The sequence below is a fragment of the Streptomyces sp. NPDC002643 genome (assembly GCF_053592555.1).
The window spans coordinates 64,674-88,578 of sequence record NZ_JBSFVY010000035.1; the positions used below are offsets into that span (position 1 = coordinate 64,674).

The window sequence follows — 23,905 nt, forward strand, 5'->3', positions numbered from 1 at the left end:
ACGTCTGTTGCGTAACATACGTTATGCGATGGCCTGATGCCAAGGCGGGCGTCGGCCGCGGCCCTGCGAGTAGCACTGATCCCAACCGGCTTGGTGGGACCCCCGGGCGGCGTCGCCCCGACGACCTGGCGCTCGGCGAAGCCCGACGGCCTCAGCGATCCGACTCGACGACCGGGCCCGGGTCAGGGGTATCGGTGTCGAAGGGCGGCGCTTCGTCGGTCCACTTCATCGACGTGATCGTCGTGTAGCTCAACAGGTCGCCCTTGCTCACACCGTCACCGCCTTGGGTGGCCACCGTCTCGGTGCCCAGGGGCATGCCCGTGGACTTGTCGAAGATCAGGCGGATTTCGGGGGCGGACTCGTAGGGGCTGGGGAGGGCGACGGCGTAGCCGGTGCGGCCGGTGTGGTCCTTGACGTCGCCGAGGGAGCGCACGCCGGGTTCGGCGGCGAGGAGGCGGTAGGCGGCGGCGCGGAGCGCCGGGCTGGACGGGAGCGACGTGGCGAGTTGGACGGCGATACTGGCGACGATCCGGTCGAGGACCTTCTCGGGGGCGTTGTAGTCCTTGTCGACCAGAGCGGACAGGCGCTTGCGGAGAGCCTTCGCGTCCGTGGGGAGCGTGGGCAGCAGGCGGAGGGGAACCTCGCCGTACGGCACACTGTCGGCCCTGCCGCCCGGGGCGTCGTGCTGGATCTCGCCCTTGCCGGCGTAGGTGACGATCCCGTCGGCCCCGTCGGTCCCGTTCGTCAGCTTCCACGATGTCGGGGAACCGTCCGCTTTCCACGCTGCCTCGTCGGCCTTCGTGGCCGGACGGGCCCCTGAGTCCACGTACTGCGACCAGTACTTGTTCTTGGCGGCTGTCCAGTACCGCTGCTCGGCGCGGACGTCGATGCTGTAGTTCCTGCCGGGGACCTTGTGGAGGGAACCCGCGTGTTCCTCCACGTACCAGTACGTGCCCGAGCCGGCCGGCTGCCGCTCGACGTGGGAGGCGGCGGCTAGAAGGATTCCGCTGCCGGAGCCCGACATCGCGGAGGCGGAGGAGCCCGGCTTCTCCGGCGTGGCGTCGCTGATCACCAGAGCCGCCACCGCCGTCGCGGTGGCCAGGGCGAGGCCGGAGACGACAGGGCGGCTCACCCGGCGCGGCCGGGCGGTGGCGCGTTCCCGGCGCGTTGAGCGCGGACGGCTCATGGCCGTCGCGAGCTCCTCGTCCCGAACCGGTGACGGTGTGGGGAGGCCGGGGTCGAGGTGGGCGGGGCGGGCGGCGGTCAGGCGGTGCAGGACGTCGTTCTTCACCGGGCTTCCTCTCCTGTGGCGATCCGGGCTCGGGGGGACATGCGCCTCGTGGCTGCCGCTTCCTCCACGGGCGGGGAGGCCGACGCGGCTCGGTCGAGGCGCTTGCGGGCCCGGTGCAGGCGGACCCGCAGGGTGAGGGGCGAGCAGCCGACCACCTCGGCCGCCTGTGCCGGGGTCAGGCCCTGCCAGGCGGAGAGGATCAGCAGTTCCCGATCGTCCTCCGGCAGCGTGGCCAGCGCTTTGAGCAGCGCGCTGCGCTCGGACACCTCCTCGGCGATGTCCGCCTCGGCGGGTTCCGCCCAGGACATCAACTCGGCGGCGAACGACGCGCGCCTGGCCTCGGCCCGGATGCTGTCCCGCAGGATGTTGCGTGCGACTACGAGCAGCCACGGCAGCGGCGGCTCGGGGACGTCGTCCAGCCGGCGCCAGGCCACGGTGAACGTCTCGTTCACCACCTCGTCGGCGACCTGCCGTCCCGCACGGCTGACCACGTAGGCCCACACGCGTTGCCGGCAGCCGTCGTAGATGGCGGTGAAACGATCCGCGTCGTCGTCGGGCACTGCCGCACCTCCTGTCCCTCCGGTGTGTTCTGTCGTCGGGTAGTGGTCCGAACGAGGTGATCGTTACAGCGGAGGCGCGGGAAATCCGCCCGAGAAACGAGGCGTACGTCACACCGAGGTCAGTCGAAGACGGGCAGGTCAAAGCCGCAGCTCGGCTGCCGGCGTCTCAAAGCGGCCGGGCCGGTCCTGCGGGTTATGTGTGGTCCGCTGGAGCGTCGAGGAGTGTTTCCATCAGCCGCCGACGACTATGACTTGAACGCGTTCAAATTCCGTGCCAGGGTACGGCATGCGTTCTTGAGTCCACCGGTCGCGCACGCGACTCGCTGAACCCATTAGGGGCGGAGTGTTGTTGCGTTGCTGTCGTACCGTGCTGATCTCGCTCGCCATGGCCTTTGCCCTGACGGCCTGCGGCAGGCTCACGGTCATGCCGCCGCCCGACGGCGAACCGGTCGTGCTGAAACCAGCCGAACTCGCGACCACGTGGACCGATGCCGACGGCGGCACCCTCACGCTGAAGCGGGACGGGACGTTCATCGCCGACAAGGTCTGCGTCGCCGTCAGCTGGTACGAGGGTTTGACCTGGTCCGGAACAGGCACCTGGGAGCAGGACTCCAACAAGAAGCAAAGCTTCGTCGCTGTGTCCTTCGACGCCGATCACCCCGTCGACACCTATCACCCCGAAAGGGTTGAGCGGCGGCCCGACTCCTACGACGCCCTGAGGCAAGGCAAGGTCCTGAAGCTCTGGGTCGCCGTCGGCGATCCGGACAACGACTATCCGAACTGCGTCCTGACCAGCCCGGCGAACTGACCCGGCTGCCGCGCGGCCGGTGAGCCGCACATGGTTCGGGCACCGCACGTGAGTGGTTTTGGCCGATCGTGTCCGCCGGGCCTGAAGGATGCGTGGGCCGCGGCGACTTCCGCCTTGATCTCGACAGGTGTACGGGTCGTGCTGTGGACCTCGGTGAGACGTCGACAAACGCCCGGATGACCCTCCCTCCGTGAGCCGCCTCAGCTTCGCGCGGCCAGGGTGCCCTGCCGAGCGGCCTCGCTCATCTGCCCGGCTGGGGCGGCTCAATGGCATCCGCTACGCCCAGGGCCGGACCCTCAGCCCCGCAGAGCGCAGGTCCGTGGCCCGCAGGTCCGGCGAAGCGCTCCACGGCAGACGATCACCTGCGTCCGACCACCTGCTCCCGATCACACCACCGACCCGCACGAGCGCCACCGTGATCGCTCACCCCAGTCCCGTGATCAGCGACTTCAGGATGAAACGATCTCGGTGGCGGGCTTGGCGGACGTCCGTCGGCGGTCCCTCCACAGCAGGGTCCGGATCTCCGATGTCAGCGATCCGTCCTTCGTCCGCAGCCACAGGTGCCGCGGGTCCGGGTGCGCTTCGGTCAGCACCACTGTCCGCGCGTCCCGCGAGGAACGGAGGAAATTGCTGACCGAGACCACCGAGGCGAAGTCGATGTACATGGGCTTGCCCTCGGTGTCGAGCCAGAAGTACGCCCGCCTCGGCAGACCGAGGCCGCGCCGCCAGGTCTGGAGCGCCAGCCACTCCCGCCCGGAGGGCACCCGGCCACTGGCCCCAGGGACGTCTGCCGCGCCGATCTCCCACCGGCGGCGCTGGACGACAACCCCGTCGATGACGATCCGGGGGGTGTGGGGACCGAGCGTGAAGGACGTGAGGGAGAGAGCGGGAGTGGCACAGTGGATCAGCCCGCCGACGTCGACCCCGTTGTCGTCGTAGTCCGGCAGCAGCCACAGGTCACGCCCGTCGGCCGGCTCGTGCAGGCCGATGAACCCGTTCCGCCAGCGCCTGACGACCGCGCGGTCCGCCGTCACCGTCACCGCGTCCGGCACGGGCAGACCGGTATCGAGGCACAGCACCCTGTGCCCGTACGGAGAGGAGTCGGTGGCCTTGCCCTTTCGGACGATCTCCTGCATGGCGGGCATCGCGGGCGCCAGTTCTCCGGACACGGTCCGCCACAGCTCGTCGTGGCCGAGGTCTCCGTCCCCGTGGAGCGCTCGCACCCACGAGGCCAGCGGCGGCCAGATGTGGTGCAGTTCGCTGAGGACGATCGACCCCGCCCCGGCTGTGCGGTCGCCGTCCGGGCCGGTCAGCATCAGGTCTGCCGCCCCGAAGACCGGCCAGTCGTCGAGGTCCTCCCGGATCAGCCTGGCGTCGGTGAGGTCCCGGCGGCTGAACTCCGCACACGGGACGGACGGGTCCACCAGACGCAGGAAGCGTTCCTTCAGCGTCAGGTGGTCCTGGACCCCGGCCGTCATATCCCGGACTTCGGCGGCGGACAGCTCCTGGACGCCGCGGCCCGCCAGCTCTCCAGCCAGCTGTGCCTGTCCCGCGACCCGCTCCTCGATCGCCAGTGAGGCGAGGAAGTCCATGGCCGTGGAAAGCCGCTCCGTCAGACTCCGGGCGCCGACCGGATCGACCCGCGCACCGCGGATGTTGTTCCTGGCCTCCTCGTAGAACACGGTGCGGTCCCCCTTGAGCCGGCCGGCTCCGCGCCAGGCCGGCTTGCCCGTCAGGCGCGTGAATTCCCGCGCTATCGCGGACAGGAGGCCCGGCCGGTCCGCCAGCTTCGCCTGGGCGAAATCTCGTACGTCGGCGATGAGCCGGATCACCTCCCGCGCGCTCGGCGTGCCGAGCTCGGCCGCCAGCCCGCGGACCTCCTCACCGGCATCCGTGGTGAAGTAGGGCGCGCGCCATTCCTGCTCCACAAGACCGAGATCCGCCAGCCGCGAGACCGCAGCCCTCGCCGTATCGACCGGTACAGCCAGCTCCGAGGCGAGCACCTTGATGCTGCGCGTCCCGTCGATCCGGTCCAGGACGCGCGCGTCCGAGGCGGACAGTTCCGGCACGGGGACACCGAGTATCCGGAACGGCCGGCGTTCGTCGTACGCGCCGGCGGTGTCCCGAAGCAGGGACCGTCCCAGCTCACACGCCGCCCAGTAGCTCACGAAGGTCCGCCGCTCGGCCGACCGGCCGTCCCCTTCGGCCTGGTACTCGACCCGCCCGAGCACCGGGTCGTCGGCACCCAGAAGCCCGTCCGCCTCCGCGACCGCGCTGTCCCGCCCGGACCCCATGTCGATGAGATTGAGCGGACCGGTGACGCCACCCGTCTCGTTCTTCGCACAGAAACGCTGCAGGAACCGGTACACGGCCAGCTCACGCTGTCCGCCCCGGAAGCCTCGCCCGTCCGAGGCGCGGCAACATGCCTCATACATCGACGGACTGCTCAGGAGAACGGCGTCCTTCACCACATCGGTGGTGAAACGCTCCACCAGTAGCCCCGCTTCGCGTTCGTACTCCGCCTCCAGGAGCGCGCCCAGATCGACGGAGCGGGACAGCGAGTCGAAGCGGGCGACGGTCGCGTTCCACTCGACTGCCGCGGCGGATATCGCCGCATGGGGCTCGGTGACCGTCCTACCCTTGCCGATTCTCCTGATGGCCCTGTTGAGGGTGGTCATGTCCGCGTCCGGGATGTCCCCGCGCATCGACCACAAGACGCGCAGTACGTCGTCTCGTGTGCGCTCCAGTCGCGCGGAAGCCTCCACGAGGAGCGTGCCGCGTTCCTCCAGCGCCCCGCTCGCCAGGTCGTCGAGCCATTCGAAAGGAAATCCCGCCGAGCGAAGAATGCCCGTACGGAACACACTCCAGCGAACATCCGCATCCGCCATGTGAATCTCCTGCCATGTCTTGTCATTCCTGACGGCGTCAGGCCGGACCGGAATCCGCGGTCGAGTGGAAACAGCATCCGAAGAACGCTCCCTGCGCCGCGTTCACCACAGCGCCCTCCGCCTCGGCCGGGACGCCGCGGACCAGCGTTCCCGCGTATCCCTGTCGCGTCGTGAAGACTCCCCACACGAGCTGCCAGGCGGACAGACCCTCCGGAGCGGCGGAGGGAAACAGCTCGGGTTCGGCACGGACCAACTCCTGCACCACGTACGAGCCGTCCGCTGCCCGGTCCAGCGTGTCCTGCCACATCGCCGGTGTGACGGCCGGATCGGCGCCGACCGTCACACCGTTCCCGCCGTAGGAGAAGCACGGCTTCAGTACCAGTTCCCGCTGGTTCTCACGGATGTGGGCGAGCAGGTTCCCGCGACTGCCGTCCCGCAGCACCGCCTCACCGGGTTGGACACGTCTGGTCCAGGGGAGCAACCGGGCGCAGGCGTCCCGCTCCTCGGCCGTCAGGCCGGTCTGGCCGGCCGGATCGGACAGCAGGGCGAGGGCCCCTTTGCTCCCGTACAGTTCCGCGTCCAGCGGCGTGAACATCGCCACCTCGCCGTCCTCGACCGCGGAGAGCAGCGGCTCCAGCAGGCCGTCATCGAGGTGCGCCAGCGCGTCCTCGATGGTGAACACCCGGAACACCACATCGACCGGTTCGCCCCGCAGTTCCAGCCGGCCGTCCGAGCGGGTCAGTTCGCCCAGGTGGCCGGTCCTGGTCGACAGGCCCCGATCCGGCCAGCGCGCCGCGAGGGCGTTCAGTATCGCCTCCGACCTGGGGAATATGCCGGGCGTGTCCACCAGGGCCACAACGGGACGCGTCCCGGCCGGATATCCCGTCTCGGACCGCAGCACCGTCGACATCGCCTCGTCCGAGTCGGCGTGCCCCATGCCCTCCTTGGCGAGGAAGGACGCCATGTCGGGAACACCGAGCAAGGCCCGGCACATGTCCACGTTCTCCGCTCCGCCGATGGTGCTGCCGAAGTTCCATTCCAGGAGCCGGAACCCGGTGGCGTCCTTGTAGAGATCGGCCCGCGCGATGGCGGTGACGGCACCCGCGCGGGACCCTCCGCCGCGCAGGACACACGCGATCTGCGGCGCCGTCATGCCAACGGCCCTCGCGAAGTCCTCCAGACTGCCGCCGTACAGCCGCCGGGGAAGAGAACACAACGCGGAATGTACGAGGGAGAGGTCGCGTTCCAGGGAGCTGAGCTCCCCGGCTTCGAGGAACACCGGGCGTGACAGGTACTGTCCGGCCCATCTGATCCGCGCGAAGGGGCCCTCCGGGAGCGGCAGCACCGGACGGTCGAACGTCTCCAGGTACCTCGCCGTGATCGAATCAGCGGACAACGTGGCCTCCTTGGCCTTCCGGCTCACAGGCATGCGCGGACCGCGCGGGACAGGACGCCCAGCCCCTCGTCGAGCTCGTCCGGCGAGATGGTGAGCGCGGGGAGAAGTTTGATCACGCGGCGGTCGGGGCCGGACGTCTCGACCAGCAGGCCGAGCGTGAAAGCGCGGCGCGCGATCTTCTCGGGCAGCGAGGCGTCATGGAACTCCAGGCCCCACACCAGACCTCGGCCCCGGTACTCCTTGACCGCCTCCGGGTGTTCAGCGCACACCGCGGCCAGCGCCTGTTCCACCTGAATCCCTCGGGCCAGGGTCAGCTTCCTCAGTTCGTTATCGCTCCAGTACAAGTCGAGCGCCGCGGTGGCGGTCACGAACGCCGCGTTGTGGCCGCGGAACGTGCCGTTGTGCTCCCCGGGCTCCCAGATGTCCAGTTCAGGCCGGAACAGACACAGCGCCATGGGCAGCCCGTAACCACTGATCGACTTGGAGAGCGTGACGATGTCCGGCACGATGCCCGCCTCCTCGAACGAGAAGAAGTCACCGGTACGACCGCAGCCCATCTGGATGTCGTCGACGATCAGCAGCATGTCCCGGCGCGCGCACAACTCGGCGAGCCCGCGCAGCCACTCCGCGCTCGCCACGTTGACGCCGCCCTCGCCCTGCACGGTCTCGACGATCGCGGCGGCCGGGTGGTTGAGTCCGCTGCCGCCGTCCTCCAGGAGCCGTTCCAGCCACACGAAGTCAGGGGTCAGCCCGGCGAGGTAGTTGTCGAAAGGCATCGGTGTGCTGTGCACCAGAGGGATGCCGGCACCGGCCCGCTGAAACGCGTTGCCGCTGACCGCCAGTGCCCCGAGCGACATGCCGTGGAAGGCGTTGGTGAACGAGATGACAGACTCCCGGCCTTTGACCCTGCGGGCCAGCTTCAACGCGGACTCCACGGCGTTGGCACCGGTCGGCCCGGTGAACATGACCTTGTAAGGCAGACCGCGCGGCGTGAGAACGGTGTCGCGGAAGGACTCCAGGAAGGAGCGCTTGGCCGTGGTCGACATGTCCAGGCCGTGCACCACGCCGTCACGTTCGAGGTAATCGATCAGCGCGCGTTTGAGCGCCGGGTTGTTGTGCCCGTAGTTGAGGGCGCCGGCCCCGGCGAAGAAGTCCAGGTACTCCCGGCCGTTCTCGTCGTACATCCGGCTGCCCAGGGCCCGCTCGAAGAGCGTGGGCCAGCCTCGGCAGTAGCTGCGCACCTCCGACTCAAGGGCCTCGAACACACTCAGATCCGAATGCGCCATCGTCACAGATACTCCTCGGGAAGGGCCACTTGGTGGTGAGGCCGTGGCTGGCGGCGAGGGCACGGGCGGCGTCGATCGCGGCCTCGCTGTCGTCGGTCCCGAAGCCGGTCTGCGGGCACAGCACGCGTCCGGGCGGTGGAGCGCGTCGCAGGTCGCGGAGATGTCCGGTGCCAGTCGATGACGGCCGGGCCGTGCCGCGGACCGTCGTCGGCAGCGCGGTGCGGCTCCTCGACCGCCCGACAACGCCGGGCGGCGTCAGCACGGGCGTGGACGACGCACACCGGGGCGAACCGGGGAGGCACGCGAGCGGACACCGCCGGTGTCACGTCCCGGCCGAGGCAGGCACGCGGATGGGCCGGACGGGGATCGACCCCGGTCACGGAGAGCATCGTGGGGGCCATGCGGCCACCTCCGGGACTCACGGCGACATCCATGACGTACAAGGTGTCCTCGCGCAGCCTCGGTTCGGCACGCAGTACGCCGTGGAACACCCCCGGCGCGACGGGCAGCCGGTCGACGGCGGTGCGGTCGGCGACCGGAGGGCATCGCGGACACGCGGGTCGGCCGGTGGCGAGACGACGATGCAGCCGGAGTGACCCCGTCGCGGGGCCGTCATGTGCTCGTACAGCTGCGTCGACAGGTCGGCGCGGCAACGGAAACCGCCGCGCGGACCCGCCCCGGGCGTGGGCCTGAGCATCGGCTGCGGACCCAGCACGGCTGTGACCCGCTCCAGGTAGGGGACCGACCAGGACCCGGTCATGAACGCGGGTACCGCTGTGCCCAGGGCGTCGAGCCGCGCGTACAGGGCGGCCTTGTCGCTCACCGGACGGCGCGGCTCGGCCACGGGGAGGCGCCTCAGCCCGGCGCCGGGAGCGAGGTCGGCCAGGCCGCGCGCCGTGTCGTCCAAGGCGTCGAAGACGCCGTATACCGGGCTGGGGCGGCCCCGTGCCGGGCCCGTCCAGTCGCGGAAGAGGCCCGCCATCGCATCCTCCGTGGTGGTGTGAGTGCCGAGGGGCATGGGCGTCAGAGAGGGCGCGGCTCATATGTTGAGCAGCACGTTCTTCCTCTGGACGTAACCCATGAGCGCCTCCCGGCCTTTGAGGGACCCGTGTCCGCCGCGGCCGAAGCCACCGAACGGCACTTCCGCTCCTCCGATGGCCGACTGGTTGGCCACGATGTGCCCGGCCCTCACCTGGTTCGCGGCCCGCAGCATCCGACCGAGGTCGCGGGTGAATACGCTGCACATCAAGCCGCTGTGGCCGGCGCTGTTGGCGAGTTCGATCGCCTCGCTCTCCGTACGGAACTTCATGACCGCCATCACCGGCCCGAAGACCTCCTCCGTGGCCACCCGCATGCTCGGGTCGACGTCCCGGAGCACCGTGGGCCTCAGGAAGGAACCCGCACCCGCCAGGCGGGTGCCGCCGGTGACGCACTTCGCCCCGGCCCGCTTCGCGTCCTCGACGATGCCCAGCACCCGGCCGAGCTGCCGCTCGCTGTCCAACGGCCCCATGTACGGCTTGAAATCACCGTCCCCGCTCTCGATGCCGGGGCCGACCTTCAGACTCTCCGCCAAGGCGACCGACCGGTCGACGAGCTCGTCGTAGCGGGATTCGTGCACGATGATGCGGTACATACCGCAGCAGAACTGTCCGGCATTCAGATACGTCCCCATGCGCGCCTCGGCGAGGAACGCGTCAAGATCCGCGTCCTCGTGGACGATCGTCGGAGAGGTACCGCCCACCTCCACGATGCTGGGGACGATTCTCTTGGAGGTGTCGGCGAGGACCGCGGAAGCACCGGCGGCCTGTCCGATGAACACGAGGTGGTCGATGTCCGGATGCCGGGAGAGAGCGGTCCCCGCGTCGGACCGCCGTCCGCAGAAGATGTTCACCGCGCCGTCCGGGAAGCCCGCCTCCTGCGCGGCGAGCGCCAGCCAGGAGGCGGAGATCGGCGCCATCTCGGACGTCTTCATGACGCATGCGTTGCCGACCGCGAGGGCGACGGAGAGCGCCCGGGAAGGTATGTACACCGGATAATGGCAGGGAACGAACTGCGCCGAGACACCGAACGGCTTGTACACCGTGAAATCGAAGCGGGTGTCGTCGCAGGGGACGGAACGCCCTTCCAGCGATTCGGCCATGGACCCGAAGTATTCGAAGAGGCGGGCGGCCATGCGGACTTCGGCCTCGGCCTCGAACAGAGGCTTGCCCTGCTCCAGGGTGATGGTGCGTTTCACTTCGTCGATGTGCCGGGCGAGAAACTCGCCCATCGCGCGGACCATCCGGCCGCGTTCCATCGGGTGCAGGTCGGCCAGTGCGCCGGACCGGTTCACCCGCTGCGCCGCCGCGACCGCTCGGCCGACGTCATCGGCGTCGGCCAGGGCGTGCTCCGCCAGGGCACCGCCCGTGCTGGGGTCCTCCACCGTGATCCGGCCGGCCCCGCCGTTGCAGAAGGTTCCATCAATGTAGTTCGGCCAGTACGACTGGATCATTCCACCGTTCACCGTGCCCTCAGCCCTCTCCCCTTTTTTCTCCCGCTCGCCCACGTACCCGTTCAGTCGAAATAACTGTCCATCGTGCCCTCACGCCTGGTGTCCAAGGTGGTGCAGTGGAACCCGCCGGCGAACATCCGGGAATGGCGGAGCTTCAGCGGCAGGACATTCAGGCCGTTCTCTTCCAGGAGTTTCATCAGCGGCAGCTGGTCCCGGTCCACGACGACGAGGTCGGGACCGATGCTGAAGAGGTTCATGTCGATCCAGCTGCTGCCGATCGCGCGGGACAGGTAGTCGCTGTCGAACCGGTCGCCACCGACCATGGGCGGGCTGTAGATGATCTCCCAGGTGTCGAAGATCGACGGGAGCATCTCCCGTGTGACCCGCTCCGGGTTGCACAACAGCAGTCCGGGACGCAGCGCGACCACCGACGTGTCGATGTGGCTGCCCTGGTAATCGATCCTGCACGGATGAACCCGGAACTCGTCGCCCAGGACCGTCTGGAGCCACTGCGCACCCAGCTCGTTGCCGGTCGAACTGATCAGGTAGACCAGATCGCGTCCGAAACGCAGGACATTGGCGGCGTCGAAGACCGGTTCGTCGTTCCTGGGGGCGGCGTCCTGGCCCACTTCGAAGAGACTGTCCAGCAGCATGGGCCTGGGCGCGCTGTACCACTTGGCGCCGGCCCTGAGGTACTCCACCATGATCTTGCGGTAGCTGTATGTCTCCAGCAGGCGACCGCGGATGGTGTTGGGCGTCTCCACGATATGGTCCCCGACGACCAGGAAGATGTCCCGTGGGCAGTAGTTGTAGAAGCCCTTCGTGGACCAGAAGGGCGTGGAGATCACCTGGTCGTGCGGCCAGGTCTCGGGCCTCTTGACCACGATACCGAGGTCCTCGAAGGACTCGACCATGACCGCGAGGTCTTCCTCGGTCTCCTCGATGATCTGCTCCGGAAAGGGCCCGTCCGGGATCTCGTCGATGGGAAGGTGGGCGAACTCCGCGGCGATCGAGCTCTTGTCGGGATGGGGGAACCGGGCATTGAAGGGGTTCCCGACGATGACCTCCTTCAGAGGGTCCCACTCATTGCAGCTCCACACGGCGGAGAGGTGTTCCTCGCCCAGGCTCGGCGCGGGGTCGATCCGAGGCATCGCGGTGTCGACTGTGTCCTTCATCGGCTTCACTCCTGTGGGACAGAGGGCTTGGGCGTACCGGGCGAGTGGCTGATCGGTTCACGGGGGCGGGCCGTGTCATGCGCTGGGGGCGGGCACCGCCGGCGATGGGCTTCGGTGCCCGGCTTCCCGCACGAGAGGGATGCCGAGGAAGCGCTCGATGTCCGCCTTCACCGCGGCACAGGTCTCCGCCGCTCGCGCCGGATCTGTGTCGACAGCACGGATCATGCCGAACCGGTCGAAGTTGCCCCGCATGGCGTCGACGCGGCCTCCGGGCTCCAGACGCGCCCACCCGGAGTGCAGCCGTTCGAGGAACGGGTCGAACCAGCCGGGTGCCAGATCGTCGCGCACGACCGAGGTCTCGGCGGCGGCGAGCAGGGAGTGGGAGGCGGAGCCGCTGAGTCGAAGTGGAGCGACCGGCGTGTCCCCGCCGAGGAAGAGGTCGACCAGGATCGCGAACATGTCCTGGTCCGCGACGGCGTTGACCGTCTCGGGCAGGGCGCCGCCGGCCATGCGCGGATTGGCCTCGGTCAGCCGGAAGCCCTCGGCGGTGCGGATCATCTCCACGTGGAAGACACCCAGGGTCAGACCGAGGGTGCGGCATACCTGTGCGGCGTAATCGCCGAGTTCACGTTCCGTGGTGTCGTCGAGCGTGCCGGGGACCGTGCACCCCAGTTCCAGTACGGCGTTGTGCAGCCCCGTCTTCTGGATGGTGGAGACCAGCGGCACGAAGGAACGTCCGTCGGAGGCGACTTCGACGGAGTACAGATCGCCGATCGCGAGCTCCTCCACGATGAAGCGCTCGTCGAAGTGGGCCGACATGCCCGCGGGCAGGCGGTCCAGGCTCCCGATCAGCCCCGCGAAGTGGTCGCGCACCTCGGCGGGTCCGTGGGCGATGGTGGTCGCGCCCTTCCCGACGCCGAGGACGGGCTTGACGATGACCGGGTAGCCGATGCGGTCGGCGGCGGTGAGTGCCTCGTCGAGGGAGGCGACCACCGAGAAGGCCAGGCTCGCGACGCCCGCCTCGGCGAGGGCACGCCGGCTGCGGCCCTTGTCGCGGGCGGTGGCGACGCCCTCCAGGGGTGTGCCGCGAGCCCCGATGAGGTCGGCCAGCGACGCCGCATGAGGGACGCAGAAGGCGAGCGTCGAGAGGACCGCGTCGACCTCACCGGGCCGGGTCCCGGCCGCCCGCAGCGTGGTCAGCAGGTCCTCGGCGTCGTGCACGTCGGGCAACTCGGCGGTGCGGTCGGCCAGTTCCCGGGCGAGCCGGCGCTGCTCCGGCGACGCCGTGAAGTCGTAGCGGGGCGAGTACAGGTAGGTCACCGTGTGACCCGTACGTTTGGCGTATGCGATCGCGTTGACGCCCGACCCCGATGTCTCCACGAAGACGAGGTGGCTCATGAAACTCCTCGATCTATCGGTTCGTCCGGAGTCCCGCGTCTCCCCTGGAGCCGTGGAACCCTTCGGCGTGGTAGAAGTCGTACTCGTCTGACGTGGTGTCGGGGGTTCTGGCCACCCACTCGATGAACTCGGCTGAGAACTCGGGAGGGATGGTCCGCATGTGGTCCTTGGGCGAGCGGTCTCCCCACTCACCCGCCCGGTAGGGCGGGAGACCGGCGGTCTTCACCGCGAACGCCGGGTCCATGCGCGGGTGCCGACGCAGATCGCGCTGGAGATCGGTGTCGACGATGCCGGGATGGACACGGGCGACGGTGACGTGGGGCGCCGTGAGCGCGAACTCGCGGCTCTGGATGAGCGCCATCCTGCTCAGCGCGGCCTTGGTCAGGCTGTACAGCCCCAGACAGGCGAAGGACAGCTCGGGCACCGTACGTGCCAGGGACGAGGTGACGTAGACCACGCGTGCGCCGTCGGCCGCGAATCGTCCGGCCCGCACCAGCGACGCGGTGATCGTCAACGGCGCGTGGACGTTGACCCGGAATGCCTGGTCGACCTCGTCGTGGGAGAGCTCGTGGAGCCAACCCAGCGGCGACACCGCCGCGTTGTGGATGAGCGTCGTCACCCGATGGTCGGGGTGGGCATCGAACCACGCCCCGAGGGATGGCTCGATGCTCCCCACGTCCGCCAGATCCACGCTCAGGTTGTGCAGTTCGTACGGCTCGGACCCAGGGGAAGTCCCGGCCTCCCGGGCAGGTGTTCGCGACACGTTGAGCACGTCCGTGTCCGTTCGGAACGACCGCACCAGGAAGTGACCGATGCCGCGGCTTCCCCCGGTGATGAGAGCGAGCGACTTGCGTTTCATGGAATGAGGCGACCTGTCAACTGGCGGCGGTGGGCTGCGGTTCCAGGCTGGAGGGGATGTCGACGCACTTCGGGAACAGCTCGATCGAGCGCTGGCTCCACCACGGGTTGCCCGCCGCGATCGATATGAGGTCACGCCCGGTCACATCGGCGTGGAGGCCGAGGTAATAGGCGATGTAGACCGTGAAGAAGTGGCCGAAGAAGAACTTCTTGAAGAAGTCCTCCTGGTCGAGCTCGATGGTGATGAACTCGATGTTCCGGTTCTGTGGGACGCTCTTGTCCCCGAAGAGCTTCTCCAGTGTCTCGATCTTGTTGCGCGTGTAGTCGTCCGCGCCGGAGTCGCGGAACACGACCAGAGCCTGTTTGGCGGCCGGGTCCGAGTAGGCGGCCACCTCGGTGTGGCTGAACTCGTGGAGCAGATTGCGATGGGTCGGGACCATCGCGATCTCGTTGAAGAACATGGTCGTCTGCTTGAGCAGGGTCACGTACCAGTCGGCGGTGCCCAGTAGAGCGATCCGGCTGTCCCTGAGCCGTTCGGCGATGGCCTCGGCGCGCTGGAGTGTGCCTTCGTCGAACGTGTCCTTGAGGAACTCGACGGACTGCTCCAGCTCCTCCCGGTAGGAGCGCTGGGTGATACCCAGCGTGTGGAAGAGGTCGAGGAAGATCGCGAAGAACTGCTGCACGTGGTACAGGGGATATTCCCGGTCCGCGTGCCGCAGCTTGTACTGGATGAGCGAGCTGCCGTTCTCCTGGCACAGGCCGGCGATCTTGCCGCCACCGGTCAGGACGATCAGGTTCCGGTTTCCGGTCAGCTTCCGCATCGTCTCGTAGAACAGGCACGGCTCGACCGACCAGCCGCTGTAGCAGACGATGATCGTCAGTGTGGACGGGTCTTTGATGACGTCCCGGTCGATGAACCAGTCGAGGTCGTAGTCGTTGATGACCTGGACCTGAATCGGGATGCGCTCGGACAGGAAGAAACCCTTCACGATGTCCGAAACCACGGACGAGCAGCCCATCCCGTAGAAGACGATGCGCTTGAACTGCCCTGATTCGATCCTTTTCTGAAGATCATTGTCTAAGCCGCTGAGGTCGTACTCATGACCCCAGAGGAGGCTCTCGAAAAGGGGGGCTCCCAGCATTGGTTCAAGTCGCTCTAAGCGTGGCTGCACCTGCTTGACTCCTTCCGAGAAAGGGCTTTCGAGGAAAACTAGCTGGCATTACCAATGATCGTCAAGAGGGCGTCCTGCGACGAATTCAGGCCAGAAGGAGTGCGAGATTGAAGATCATTAAATGAATTTTTTGCCCGGTTTCGGCATGGAATGTGGCCTGCGGTGAGTGGCTGATCCGGCCGGTTCCGAGGGAGCGGAAAAGACCAGTTGCCGACCCGGTGGCCAGTGCAAACAAGGCTCCTGTGATCCAGGCAGGGGTGACAGCGGGGCGAGGCCGATCGTTTTTGGGCAAGTCGGCATCGACCTGTCGATCAACAATGTCACCATGTTGCTTTCGGGCACGGCGGATCGGACAATGCCTCGGGCCATCCGGCTCAACAGCCAAAACTGAGGAACACGCATTGCCAACGTTCATGCTGTACGGGGAAGGCAACGCCAAGGAACAGGCATTCTGTGAGCAGAGTTGGCTCATCGGCTCCCAATCAGGAGAGCTGTTGTGCTGCATTTACGGTCGAAATAGATTCCTTGAGGGAAATCCGCGGACCGTACGGGTCGGTGGTATCGACGAAGCTGTTTCCGTCGCCATGGCGCGGGATGTGGACACCGTCGTCCTATTGTCTGTCGAGCAATTCGAGGCGGGGCATGTGGAGGTTTTCGAGGCCGCCGGTTTCCGAGTGATCGGAGTCTCGCGTGCCGCCGCCTTCCTGGAGGGAAGCAAAGTCCGGGCCAAACAGTTCATGGAACGGCATGGTGTGGCCTCCGCGCACAGCGTGTCCTTCACCGACGCCGACGAGGCGGAGAGGTTCCTGGTCCGCACCTGGAGGGACCGGAAGTTCGTTGTCAAGGCCAGCTGTTACCTGGACGACATCGCGTTCAGTTGCAATGTTCCGGACACCCTCCCCGAGGCGGTCGAGGCCGTCCGCAAACTCTCCGACCACCTCGCATCCATAGGAGCCCCTCGGGACATGCTCCTGGAAGAGAGGGTCGAGGGGCGCGAATTCTCGGTGCACGTCCTGATCGACGGGTCCGACTACGAAGTCCTCCCCATGGTGCGGGACCACAAGCGGCTCCTCGATGGCGACCGGGGCCCCAACACGGCGGGGATCGGCTCCGTCGCCGTGGCAAGGGACTGGGACAGCGGCCTGCTGGACGATCTGCGTACGCGGATCATCGAGCCGACGATGGACGGGCTCCTGGAAGAGGGCATCGCATACCGATTCGTCCTCTATATCGGCGTCATGATCACGCGGGACGGCCCGATCGCGCTCGAATACAACGTGCGTCCGGGCATGCCGGAGTTCCCGACGCTCCTGGCGCTGGCCAGGACGAGCGGGCTGGACATGGTCGCGGCGCTGCGGGACGGCAAGATCGGCTCGCTGGACCTGGAATGGGACGAGGCGGAGCCCTGCTCCGTCGCCGTCACCCTGACCACGTCCGGCTACCCCTTCTCCACCGACGGGTTCGGCGAGCCGATATCCGGTCTGGACGAACTGGACGACGACGTATGGCTTCTTACGGAGCACATGCCGGCGGCCCCGGTCCCCACCGTGTCGAGCGGCAGGGTCCTGACCCTCGTCGCACGCGGAAGTTCCTTCCAAGAAGCGAGGGAGCGCGTCTACCGGAACGCCGATCGCATACGGTTCCGGGGGCTCTACTATCGACGGGACATCGGCGATCTGACGGTGCTCGAATAGCGCGACCCCGAAGGCGGCATCCGGCGGAATCCGAGGAAGGGTGTTCGGCCCACGGGGCTGGAACATCGACTCGCTCGGTCGGCGAGGGCGGACATCCGGACGTCTCGTGGATGACGGTCGTGGCGAGCATCGACGACGCGTCGTCGGCGTCGGCGACCGCAGAGCTGGTCAGACTGCCGCACGTACCGAACGTGGTCGATCTCGCCCCCGAGCCACCGGTGCGGCGCGGCTGCCTGTGGTGACACGTTTCATGCTCAGGAGCCGTCGTTCGCCGTCGGCGCGTTCGGGATGTCCCGTATACGGCGCAAGGGAGAGAAGTACATCCAGAAGCCCGCTGCCCAGGTGCCCACGCACGCGATCCAGAGCGTCGGTCTGATGCCTATCGCCGTACCGAGCGAGCCGCCGATCACCCCGCCGACCGGAATCGTGCCCCACGCGATCCACCGGGCGGCCGCCGTCATCCGGCCCAGCAGGGCGGGCGGGCAGATCACCAGCCGGTAGGTGACCACCGCGATGTTGTAATTGACGAGGGAGAAATAGGAGACGGCGAAGCCGAGCGGGAACAGCGCCACGCTCCAGCCCGGTTCGGCCAGCGCCGACAGGATCTGCGGCAGACCGATCACGAGCAAGGAGAACCACATCACGCGCGCGGAGCCGATCCACCGGGCCATCTGACCCGACAGCAGCCCTCCGCAGATGCCGCCGAGCGACGCCAGCGCGAAGATCAGCCCCGTGTAGGCGGGATGGACGTGCAGCACACGCACGAGGAAGATGATCTGTATCGCCCCCGCCATGGAGCCGAACAGGTTCACGGTCGCACTGCAGGCGACCGTCTTGCGTATGACCGTGTGCCCCATCACAAACTTGATCCCCGCGAAGGTCTCCGCCCACAGGCCGGGCCGCGAGGACGCCTCGGCCACCGGCTCCCCGGGAGTCTCCCGGTGCCGGATGCCGAGCAGTGACACGCCGGACAGCAAGTAGGAGAGGGCGTCAGCGATCATCGACCCCGCAGCGCCCAGGAGCCCCACCAGTCCGCTGCCCAGGCTGGGCCCCACGAACCGTGCGCAACTCTGGGTGGCCGCGATCTTCCGGTTGCCCTCCATCAGGTGCTCAGGCCTGAGGAGAGCGGGGAGGTAGCTCTGGTAGGACACGTCGAAGAGCACCGTGCAGACGCCGACCACCAGGGCCACGACGTAGAGCTGTGCCATCGTCAGGTTCCCCAGGTACCAGGCGATGGGCACCGCAGCGATGATCACGACGCGGGCGAAGTCGCAGAAGATCATGATTCCGCGTTTGGCCCGCCGGTCGGCCAGCACACCGGCGGGCAGCGCGAACACCGCGAACGCCAGGGACGTCGCCGCGGTCAGCAACCCGACCTCGAAGGCGCTCGCGTCGAGCGCGACCACGGCGATCAGCGGCAGTGCCAATTGCGTGACGGCCGATCCGATCTCACTGACCGACTGTCCGCCCCACAGCAGCATGAAGTCCCGATGCCGCCAGAGGCCGCCACCCCGGTGCGCCTTCCGTCCGGAGGCCTGGCCGTCCGTCAGGAGTCCGTCGCCCTGCACACTGGGGCCGATGGTCCGATCATCTCGTTCCATCGGGCCACCCTGTCCCGGGAGTTGGGCAAAGTCCAGACCCGGCGCGATCACGGGGCGGAGCGACTGGCCAGAGCTTGGGGGACTGGCATCGCCACACAGCGGGAAGATAAACTGGGGCGATGCGTTCTCGTGGTTTGCTGCGGGAACCTGCTTGAGCCGTCACGAACGGACTCGCTCTGCTCCGACGAGAGTTCCGGTCCCTCGGAGCCGCCGAGCGCGTTGTCGTCACCCGACACCGCTCTCAGCGCGGGCCGCCCCGTAGTACTTCCCGGACTTACCGTCCGCGAACTGCCGAGTTCTGCGCGCTGCCCTTCGAATCAGTCTTGCGAACGGGCGTCTTCCTCTCCTCCCACTCGGGTCAGCAGGCACGCCCAGCATTCGAGCCAAGCCAACAGGAAAGAGCAGATGACCGAACAGATGACAGGTGCTCAAGCTCTGGTCAGGGCATTAGAGCACGTCGGAGTCGACACCGTGTTCGGAATTCCGGGCGGCCAGATCTTACCCGCCTACGATCCGCTCTACGACTCGACCAAGGTCCGGCACGTACTGGTGCGGCACGAGCAGGGCGCCGGACACGCTGCGGAAGGGTATGCCCAGGCCACCGGCAAGGTCGGCGTCTGCATCGCCACCTCCGGCCCGGGCGCCACCAATCTGGTCACCCCGATCGCCGACGCGTACATGGACTCCGTCCCGATGGTCGCCATCACCGGTCAGGTGCCGAGCGGCATGATCGGCACGGACGCCTTCCAGGAAGCCGACATCTGCGGCATCACCCTTCCGATCACCAAGCACAACTTCCTGGTGACCGACCCCGACGACATCCCGCGCACCATCGCGGAAGCCTTCCACATCGCCTCCAGCGGCCGTCCCGGTCCGGTACTGGTCGACATCTCCAAGGACGCGTTGCAGGCCCGCACCGAATTCCACTGGGAACCGACGACGCACCTGCCGGGCTACCGGCCGGTCACCCGGCCGCACGCCAAGCAGATCCAGGAAGCAGCCAAGCTGATCTCCGAGGCCGAGTGCCCGGTGCTGTACGTCGGCGGCGGCGTGCACAAGGCCGGCGCCTCGGCGGAACTGCTCCGCCTGGCAGAGGTGACCGGTATTCCGGTTGTCACCACGCTGATGGCCAGGGGCACCTTCCCCGACAGGCACCCGCTCCACATGGGGATGCCCGGCATGCACGGCAGCGTCTCGGCGGTGGGCGCACTGCAGAAGGCGGACCTGCTCATCGCCCTGGGCGTACGGTTCGACGACCGGGTCACCGGGCAGCTGTCGTCGTTCGCACCGCGGGCCAAGGTCATCCACGCGGACATCGACCCGGCCGAGATCTCCAAGAACCGGGCGGCGGACGTACCGATCGTGGGTGACTGCAGGGAGGTCATCGGCGCTCTCGTCCACGCGATCGATCGCCCCGGTGACTACGTCAAGTGGCGCGCGCTGCTCGACAGACTGAAGGAGACCTACCCGCTCGGGTACGAGGACTTCTCGGACGGCTCGCTGGCTCCGCAATACGTCATGGAAAGACTCAGCTCCATCGCCGGCCCGGACGCCCTCTACGTGGCCGGCGTCGGCCAGCACCAGATGTGGGCCTCCCAGTTCATCGGCTTCGAGAAGCCCGGCGCCTTCATCACCTCCGGCGGCCTGGGCACGATGGGTTTCGCCGTCCCCGCCGCGATGGGCGCCAAGATGGGGCGGCCGGACACGATGGTTTGGGCGATCGACGGAGACGGCTGCTTCCAGATGACCAATCAGGAACTGGCCACCTGCACGATCGAAGGTGTGCCGATCAAGATCGCGGTCATCAACAACGGCAACCTCGGCATGGTCCGCCAGTGGCAGACGCTCTTCTACGACCAGCGGTACTCCAACACCGATCTGCAGACGGCCCAGCGCGTCCCCGACTTCGTGAAACTGGCGGAAGCCTACGGCTGCGTCGGTCTGCGGTGCACACGGCCCGAGGACGTGGACGGCACGATCGCCAAGGCAATGGAGATCAACGACGTGCCGGTGGTCGTCGACTTCGTGGTCCACGAGGACGCCATGGTCTGGCCCATGGTCGCCGCCGGGACCAGCAATGACGACATCAAGATCGCCCGAGACATGGCTCCGAGGTGGGAGAGCGACGACTCATGAGCAAGCGCACGTTGTCGGTCCTGGTCGAGGACGAGCCCAGCGCGCTCACCCGGATCACCGCCCTCTTCAGCCGGCGCGGCTTCGACATCGACTCCCTTGCCGTCAGCCCGACTGAAGGGGGTGGCTTCTCCCGGGTCACCCTCGTGGTCGACGCGGACGACTCACCGCTGGAGCAGGTGACCAAGCAACTCGACAAGCTCATCAACGTGCTGAGCGTCACGGAAGTCGGCCGTGCGCGGCCGGAGTCCGTGTACGCATCGGTGACGGACTGAGCTGCGGCGGGGACGTGGCACTCACCGGAGCGACGCCTTGAGTTCCAGCTCGCCCCGTCCCCGTCGAACAGTCCGTCCCGCTCGTCTGCCGATGCGGAGCTTTCAGCTGCGTGACCCGTACGGCGCCGTTCCCGCCCTGCTCGATGGGAGTCTGAGGAAGTTGCCGACGGCTGCGGCTTGTTCCCTCGTGTCGCCGCGCAGCACCTGGTCCGTCGCCGCTCGGATCGCTTTCTCGCCGCGGGTTCGGGTGGCCTCGCTGATGCGTCCCATGTCACGCTGACGTTCTGGTCGCGGCGTAGATCTCGGCCAACGCCCTGAGACCGCAGTCGAGTTCCTTTCTGCAGGCGGGCCGTCTCGTCATCTGCCCGGGTCCGATCCTGCCGATGAACTACGCAGGTCCGCCGGGAGTGGATCTGCCGTCGGCGAAGAACATCCGAGCCGGTCTCACGCGCCATGCCTTTCAAGCACCCGTCTGTGAAGGCGACGGCCGTCCACACGAAGTTCGCATCCGGAAGAGCGCAGTACTCCTTCGTCCGGTGCGTGAGGCGCGAAACGAGCGTTGACCCGCAGCCGAGCCAGCCCGCAGTACCGATTCCCCCGTACGGCCAGTTGCGGGTGTAGCCAGGGTGACCGCTGTTGACTCGATGGCATTAGTCGTGGGCTCGTGGCCGATTGTTCGGTCGGCGCCTTCCGGCCCAGGTCAGTGCGTCCTCGGCTTGGGCAGCCAGCGTGGTGACGAGGTTGGCGGCGGAAGGCAGATCGGTGATGAGGTCGACGCCCTCGCCCGCCCAGAGCGGCAGGGGTGGAATCACTCCTCGTGCCACGTCGTCCCGGTAGTCCTGACGGGCGTGGGAATCGCGGGCCAGCTCGGCCTCCCGACCACGCCATCGGTCGAGGTAGGGGTGGGCGAGAGTACGGGCGGTGTACTTCTCGGTCGGCCAGCTCGCGCCGCGGGCGATGTCCAACACGCTGCTGCGTTCGGTGTCCTGTCCGCGTCCTTCGAGGAGGGCCTTGCTGACGGAGGGGGAGACCATGGCTTCGGCAGTGGCCTGGAAGCGGGTGCCGAGGAGAGCTCCGGCGGCACCCAGGGCCAGGGCTGCGGCGACGCCGCGACCGTCGGCTATCCCGCCGGCCGCCAGGACCGGTACCGGTGCTGCGAGGTCCACCACGAGCGGCACAAACGGCAGTGTGGAGCGCCCGCGGCGGGCGCCGTGGCCACCGCTCTCGGTTCCCTGCGCCACGATGACGTCGGCGCCCACGTCCACAGCCTGCTCGGCCTCGTCCAGATCGGTGACCTGAACGATCAGAACCGCGTCCGACTGGCGGATCAGATCGACGAACGGGCTCGGGTCGCCGAAGGACAACATCACCGCCGCGGGATTGAAAGCCAGTGCCTGCTCCACCGCGCCGACATCGACCGCCCAGGTCAGAAAGCCGACACCCCACGGCTGATCGGTTCCCTGCGCGACGATCGGCAGCTCTCGCTCCAGCCAGGCCCGGTCCCCGTACGCACCGCCCAGCAACCCGAGGCCGCCTGCTCGGGACACGGCCGCCGCGAGTGCGCCTCCGGCTGAACCGCCCATCGGTGCCAGCACGATCGGGTGCCGCACGCCCAACAACTCGGTGAACTCCGTCGACAAGGCCATGTCCACATCATTGCTCCCGCACCAACGGCCATGACCCGAGTTCGAGGCAACGCGCGTTCGTAAGAGCACCACGCCGAGCCGTCAGCCTGCCGACGACTACGTGTGACGACTACGTGTTGTGACATCCATGGCCGGATAACTCCCCACAAACTGACCGCGAGCGGCGCATCTGAACTGGCGACCAACGGGGCGTCGCGGCACTGGTGATGCCCGATTCGTGAAGCGCTCTCGTTGTGTCCGACCATTCCGCGATCTGGTCGAAGTCATGGAGGCTCCTGCTGACGGCGCTGACCTCCGCCAGGTCGGCCACTGGGGCTGCCAACCCCTGCTTTGACCAAGCGCGTTGAGGGCGCCGCGCTCCCACTCCTGCCGACCCGACACCGGGCCGGGTGCGGGCACGCCAAGGGCGTTGGCCAGGGACGGAAGCCACTCGTGGGCGGGGGCGGGCTCGTCGTCCACGATGATGACCGGTCCGCCTGGCCAGCCGAGCGCGGCCAGCGCGGCGGTTGCCGCGTCGGTGACGTGGACGAAAGAGCTCACCGCGTCGTTCACCACGGTGCTCCCCAGGAACCGCGCCGCCCGGTGCGTACCGGGTGCGGGGCCCGTACAGCAGGCCGTAGCGCGGCAAGACCGCTGTCTCCAACTCTGCCGCCGTGTCCTCCAAGGCCTGACAGCGGCCACCACCCGGGCTCGGGGTTGAGTGGCCGTGCTGTCGAGCGCTACCACCTCCTTGGCCGGACCTTCGCCCGGCGCGTACGCCCAGGAAATCGACTGTGCGACGATCCGGCCGACCCCAGATGCCTTCGCGGCTTCCACCAGGTTCCGGGTACCCACTCGGCGTATTCGGCCGTTGGCGGACCCGTCCGCGCCGGAGAGGTCGGTCAGCTGGTGGATCACTACCTCCGGTGCTGCCGCGCAGACCGCGCGCTGCAGTCCGTCCGCGTCGAGCGCGTCCACCTGGACTCCCGTCGCTCCAAGGCTTCTGATCCGCTCGATCCCGGCCAGGGTCCGTGGGGTCCCGGTGACCTCGTACCCCGCCGCAACCAGCATCGGGACGAGCAGCCTGCCGACAGTCTCTTTGCTGGCTGGCCTGCTGGCCACGGAGTTCTCCCTCGTCAGGGTTTCTTGCCATCGACTTAGGCGTCGTCTCATTTGGTGAGTCTGCGGTAGCAGATGAGGCTGCAGGCGATGGCGGTGAAGGCCAGGAAGTGTTCGGCCTTGCGTTCGTAGCGG

General features: G+C 67.8%; 19 protein-coding genes and 1 pseudogene. 5 read left to right on the top strand and 15 right to left on the bottom strand.

Annotated elements, in window-relative coordinates:
• Positions 1 to 151: 151 nt before the first annotated feature.
• Together ACWD4G_RS37290 and ACWD4G_RS37295 are read right to left on the bottom strand one after the other, a co-directional pair.
• Positions 152 to 1,291, bottom strand: coding sequence for a CU044_5270 family protein (locus ACWD4G_RS37290; protein ID WP_451301607.1), 1,140 nt, complete (start codon positions 1,289 to 1,291; stop codon positions 152 to 154).
• Positions 1,288 to 1,851 (bottom strand): RNA polymerase sigma factor, encoded by a 564-nt coding sequence (locus tag ACWD4G_RS37295; protein WP_451301608.1) that lies wholly within the window; start codon positions 1,849 to 1,851, stop codon positions 1,288 to 1,290. Before ACWD4G_RS37295 ends, ACWD4G_RS37290 begins: the two co-directional genes overlap by 4 nt.
• 367 nt (positions 1,852 to 2,218) lie before the next feature.
• On the opposite strand from ACWD4G_RS37295, the gene ACWD4G_RS37300 reads away from it, so the two are divergent.
• Positions 2,219 to 2,659, top strand: coding sequence for a hypothetical protein (locus ACWD4G_RS37300; RefSeq protein WP_451301610.1), 441 nt, complete (start codon positions 2,219 to 2,221; stop codon positions 2,657 to 2,659).
• A 449-nt stretch (positions 2,660 to 3,108) separates the two neighbouring features.
• Here ACWD4G_RS37300 and ACWD4G_RS37305 read toward each other — a convergent pair whose 3' ends face one another.
• From ACWD4G_RS37305 to ACWD4G_RS37350, 10 genes are all read right to left on the bottom strand, one after another.
• Positions 3,109 to 5,547 carry a hypothetical protein gene (locus tag ACWD4G_RS37305; RefSeq protein ID WP_451301612.1) on the bottom strand — a complete coding sequence of 813 codons (2,439 nt, stop codon included), beginning with the start codon at positions 5,545 to 5,547 and terminating at the stop codon, positions 3,109 to 3,111.
• A gap of 37 nt (positions 5,548 to 5,584) precedes the next feature.
• Positions 5,585 to 6,943 (bottom strand): hypothetical protein, encoded by a 1,359-nt coding sequence (locus tag ACWD4G_RS37310; RefSeq protein WP_451301614.1) that lies wholly within the window; start codon positions 6,941 to 6,943, stop codon positions 5,585 to 5,587.
• A 23-nt stretch (positions 6,944 to 6,966) separates the two neighbouring features.
• A complete protein-coding gene (gene ectB, locus ACWD4G_RS37315; protein WP_451301650.1) occupies positions 6,967 to 8,229 on the bottom strand; it encodes a diaminobutyrate--2-oxoglutarate transaminase in 1,263 nt (420 codons plus the stop codon).
• A gap of 418 nt (positions 8,230 to 8,647) precedes the next feature.
• Positions 8,648 to 9,247, bottom strand: coding sequence for a hypothetical protein (locus tag ACWD4G_RS37320; RefSeq protein ID WP_451301616.1), 600 nt, complete (start codon positions 9,245 to 9,247; stop codon positions 8,648 to 8,650).
• Positions 9,248 to 9,268: 21 nt separating this feature from the next.
• Positions 9,269 to 10,720: an aldehyde dehydrogenase family protein gene (locus ACWD4G_RS37325; protein WP_451301618.1), complete on the bottom strand. Its 1,452-nt coding sequence runs from the start codon at positions 10,718 to 10,720 to the stop codon at positions 9,269 to 9,271.
• 62 nt (positions 10,721 to 10,782) lie between these two features.
• Entirely contained in the window at positions 10,783 to 11,895 is a 1,113-nt protein-coding gene (locus ACWD4G_RS37330) for an inosamine-phosphate amidinotransferase 1 (RefSeq protein ID WP_451301620.1), read from the bottom strand.
• Between the two features lie 75 nt (positions 11,896 to 11,970).
• Positions 11,971 to 13,293 carry an ATP-grasp domain-containing protein gene (locus tag ACWD4G_RS37335; RefSeq protein ID WP_451301622.1) on the bottom strand — a complete coding sequence of 441 codons (1,323 nt, stop codon included), beginning with the start codon at positions 13,291 to 13,293 and terminating at the stop codon, positions 11,971 to 11,973.
• 13 nt (positions 13,294 to 13,306) lie between these two features.
• Entirely contained in the window at positions 13,307 to 14,152 is an 846-nt protein-coding gene (locus tag ACWD4G_RS37340) for an SDR family NAD(P)-dependent oxidoreductase (protein ID WP_451301624.1), read from the bottom strand.
• A gap of 16 nt (positions 14,153 to 14,168) precedes the next feature.
• Positions 14,169 to 15,140, bottom strand: coding sequence for an SIS domain-containing protein (locus tag ACWD4G_RS37345; protein WP_451301626.1), 972 nt, complete (start codon positions 15,138 to 15,140; stop codon positions 14,169 to 14,171).
• A gap of 268 nt (positions 15,141 to 15,408) precedes the next feature.
• Positions 15,409 to 15,828 carry a hypothetical protein gene (locus tag ACWD4G_RS37350; protein WP_451301628.1) on the bottom strand — a complete coding sequence of 140 codons (420 nt, stop codon included), beginning with the start codon at positions 15,826 to 15,828 and terminating at the stop codon, positions 15,409 to 15,411.
• Between the two features lie 109 nt (positions 15,829 to 15,937).
• On the opposite strand from ACWD4G_RS37350, the gene ACWD4G_RS37355 reads away from it, so the two are divergent.
• Positions 15,938 to 17,017 carry a phosphoribosylamine--glycine ligase gene (locus ACWD4G_RS37355; protein ID WP_451301630.1) on the top strand — a complete coding sequence of 360 codons (1,080 nt, stop codon included), beginning with the start codon at positions 15,938 to 15,940 and terminating at the stop codon, positions 17,015 to 17,017.
• A 119-nt stretch (positions 17,018 to 17,136) separates the two neighbouring features.
• Positions 17,137 to 17,259, top strand: coding sequence for a hypothetical protein (locus ACWD4G_RS37360; protein ID WP_451301632.1), 123 nt, complete (start codon positions 17,137 to 17,139; stop codon positions 17,257 to 17,259).
• 12 nt (positions 17,260 to 17,271) lie between these two features.
• On the opposite strand, the gene ACWD4G_RS37365 is transcribed toward ACWD4G_RS37360, so the two are convergent.
• Positions 17,272 to 18,618, bottom strand: coding sequence for an MFS transporter (locus tag ACWD4G_RS37365; RefSeq protein ID WP_451301634.1), 1,347 nt, complete (start codon positions 18,616 to 18,618; stop codon positions 17,272 to 17,274).
• Positions 18,619 to 19,023: 405 nt separating this feature from the next.
• Between ACWD4G_RS37365 and ACWD4G_RS37370 the strand changes: the two genes are divergently transcribed.
• Positions 19,024 to 20,754: an acetolactate synthase large subunit gene (locus ACWD4G_RS37370; protein WP_451301636.1), complete on the top strand. Its 1,731-nt coding sequence runs from the start codon at positions 19,024 to 19,026 to the stop codon at positions 20,752 to 20,754.
• Positions 20,751 to 20,981, top strand: a pseudogene (gene ilvN / locus ACWD4G_RS37375) (acetolactate synthase small subunit); the annotation flags it as partial. The gene ACWD4G_RS37370 and the pseudogene ilvN, both read left to right, overlap by 4 nt.
• A 695-nt stretch (positions 20,982 to 21,676) precedes the next feature.
• Here ilvN and ACWD4G_RS37380 read toward each other — a convergent pair.
• Entirely contained in the window at positions 21,677 to 22,672 is a 996-nt protein-coding gene (locus ACWD4G_RS37380) for an NAD(P)H-dependent flavin oxidoreductase (protein WP_451301638.1), read from the bottom strand.
• A gap of 96 nt (positions 22,673 to 22,768) precedes the next feature.
• The gene (locus tag ACWD4G_RS37385; RefSeq protein WP_451301640.1) at positions 22,769 to 23,824 is read right to left on the bottom strand and encodes an NAD-dependent epimerase/dehydratase family protein; all 1,056 of its coding nucleotides are present in this window, start codon (positions 23,822 to 23,824) and stop codon (positions 22,769 to 22,771) included.
• Between the last annotated feature and the right edge of the window lie 81 nt (positions 23,825 to 23,905).

Excerpts from the sequence above, each read along its gene's own strand:
- ACWD4G_RS37330 (WP_451301620.1), bottom strand. The coding sequence starts at position 11,895 with ATGAAGGACACAGTCGACACCGCGATGCCTCGGATCGACCCCGCGCCG.
- ACWD4G_RS37380 (WP_451301638.1), bottom strand. The coding sequence starts at position 22,672 with ATGGCCTTGTCGACGGAGTTCACCGAGTTGTTGGGCGTGCGGCACCCG.
- ACWD4G_RS37365 (WP_451301634.1), bottom strand. The coding sequence starts at position 18,618 with ATGGAACGAGATGATCGGACCATCGGCCCCAGTGTGCAGGGCGACGGA.
- ACWD4G_RS37350 (WP_451301628.1), bottom strand. The coding sequence starts at position 15,828 with ATGCAGCACAACAGCTCTCCTGATTGGGAGCCGATGAGCCAACTCTGC.
- ACWD4G_RS37370 (WP_451301636.1), top strand. The coding sequence starts at position 19,024 with ATGACCGAACAGATGACAGGTGCTCAAGCTCTGGTCAGGGCATTAGAG.
- ACWD4G_RS37325 (WP_451301618.1), bottom strand. The coding sequence starts at position 10,720 with ATGATCCAGTCGTACTGGCCGAACTACATTGATGGAACCTTCTGCAAC.
- ACWD4G_RS37335 (WP_451301622.1), bottom strand. The coding sequence starts at position 13,293 with ATGAGCCACCTCGTCTTCGTGGAGACATCGGGGTCGGGCGTCAACGCG.
- ACWD4G_RS37305 (WP_451301612.1), bottom strand. The coding sequence starts at position 5,547 with ATGGCGGATGCGGATGTTCGCTGGAGTGTGTTCCGTACGGGCATTCTT.
- ACWD4G_RS37340 (WP_451301624.1), bottom strand. The coding sequence starts at position 14,152 with ATGAAACGCAAGTCGCTCGCTCTCATCACCGGGGGAAGCCGCGGCATC.
- ectB (WP_451301650.1), bottom strand. The coding sequence starts at position 8,229 with ATGGCGCATTCGGATCTGAGTGTGTTCGAGGCCCTTGAGTCGGAGGTG.
- ACWD4G_RS37385 (WP_451301640.1), bottom strand. The coding sequence starts at position 23,824 with ATGAGACGACGCCTAAGTCGATGGCAAGAAACCCTGACGAGGGAGAAC.
- ACWD4G_RS37320 (WP_451301616.1), bottom strand. The coding sequence starts at position 9,247 with ATGCCCCTCGGCACTCACACCACCACGGAGGATGCGATGGCGGGCCTC.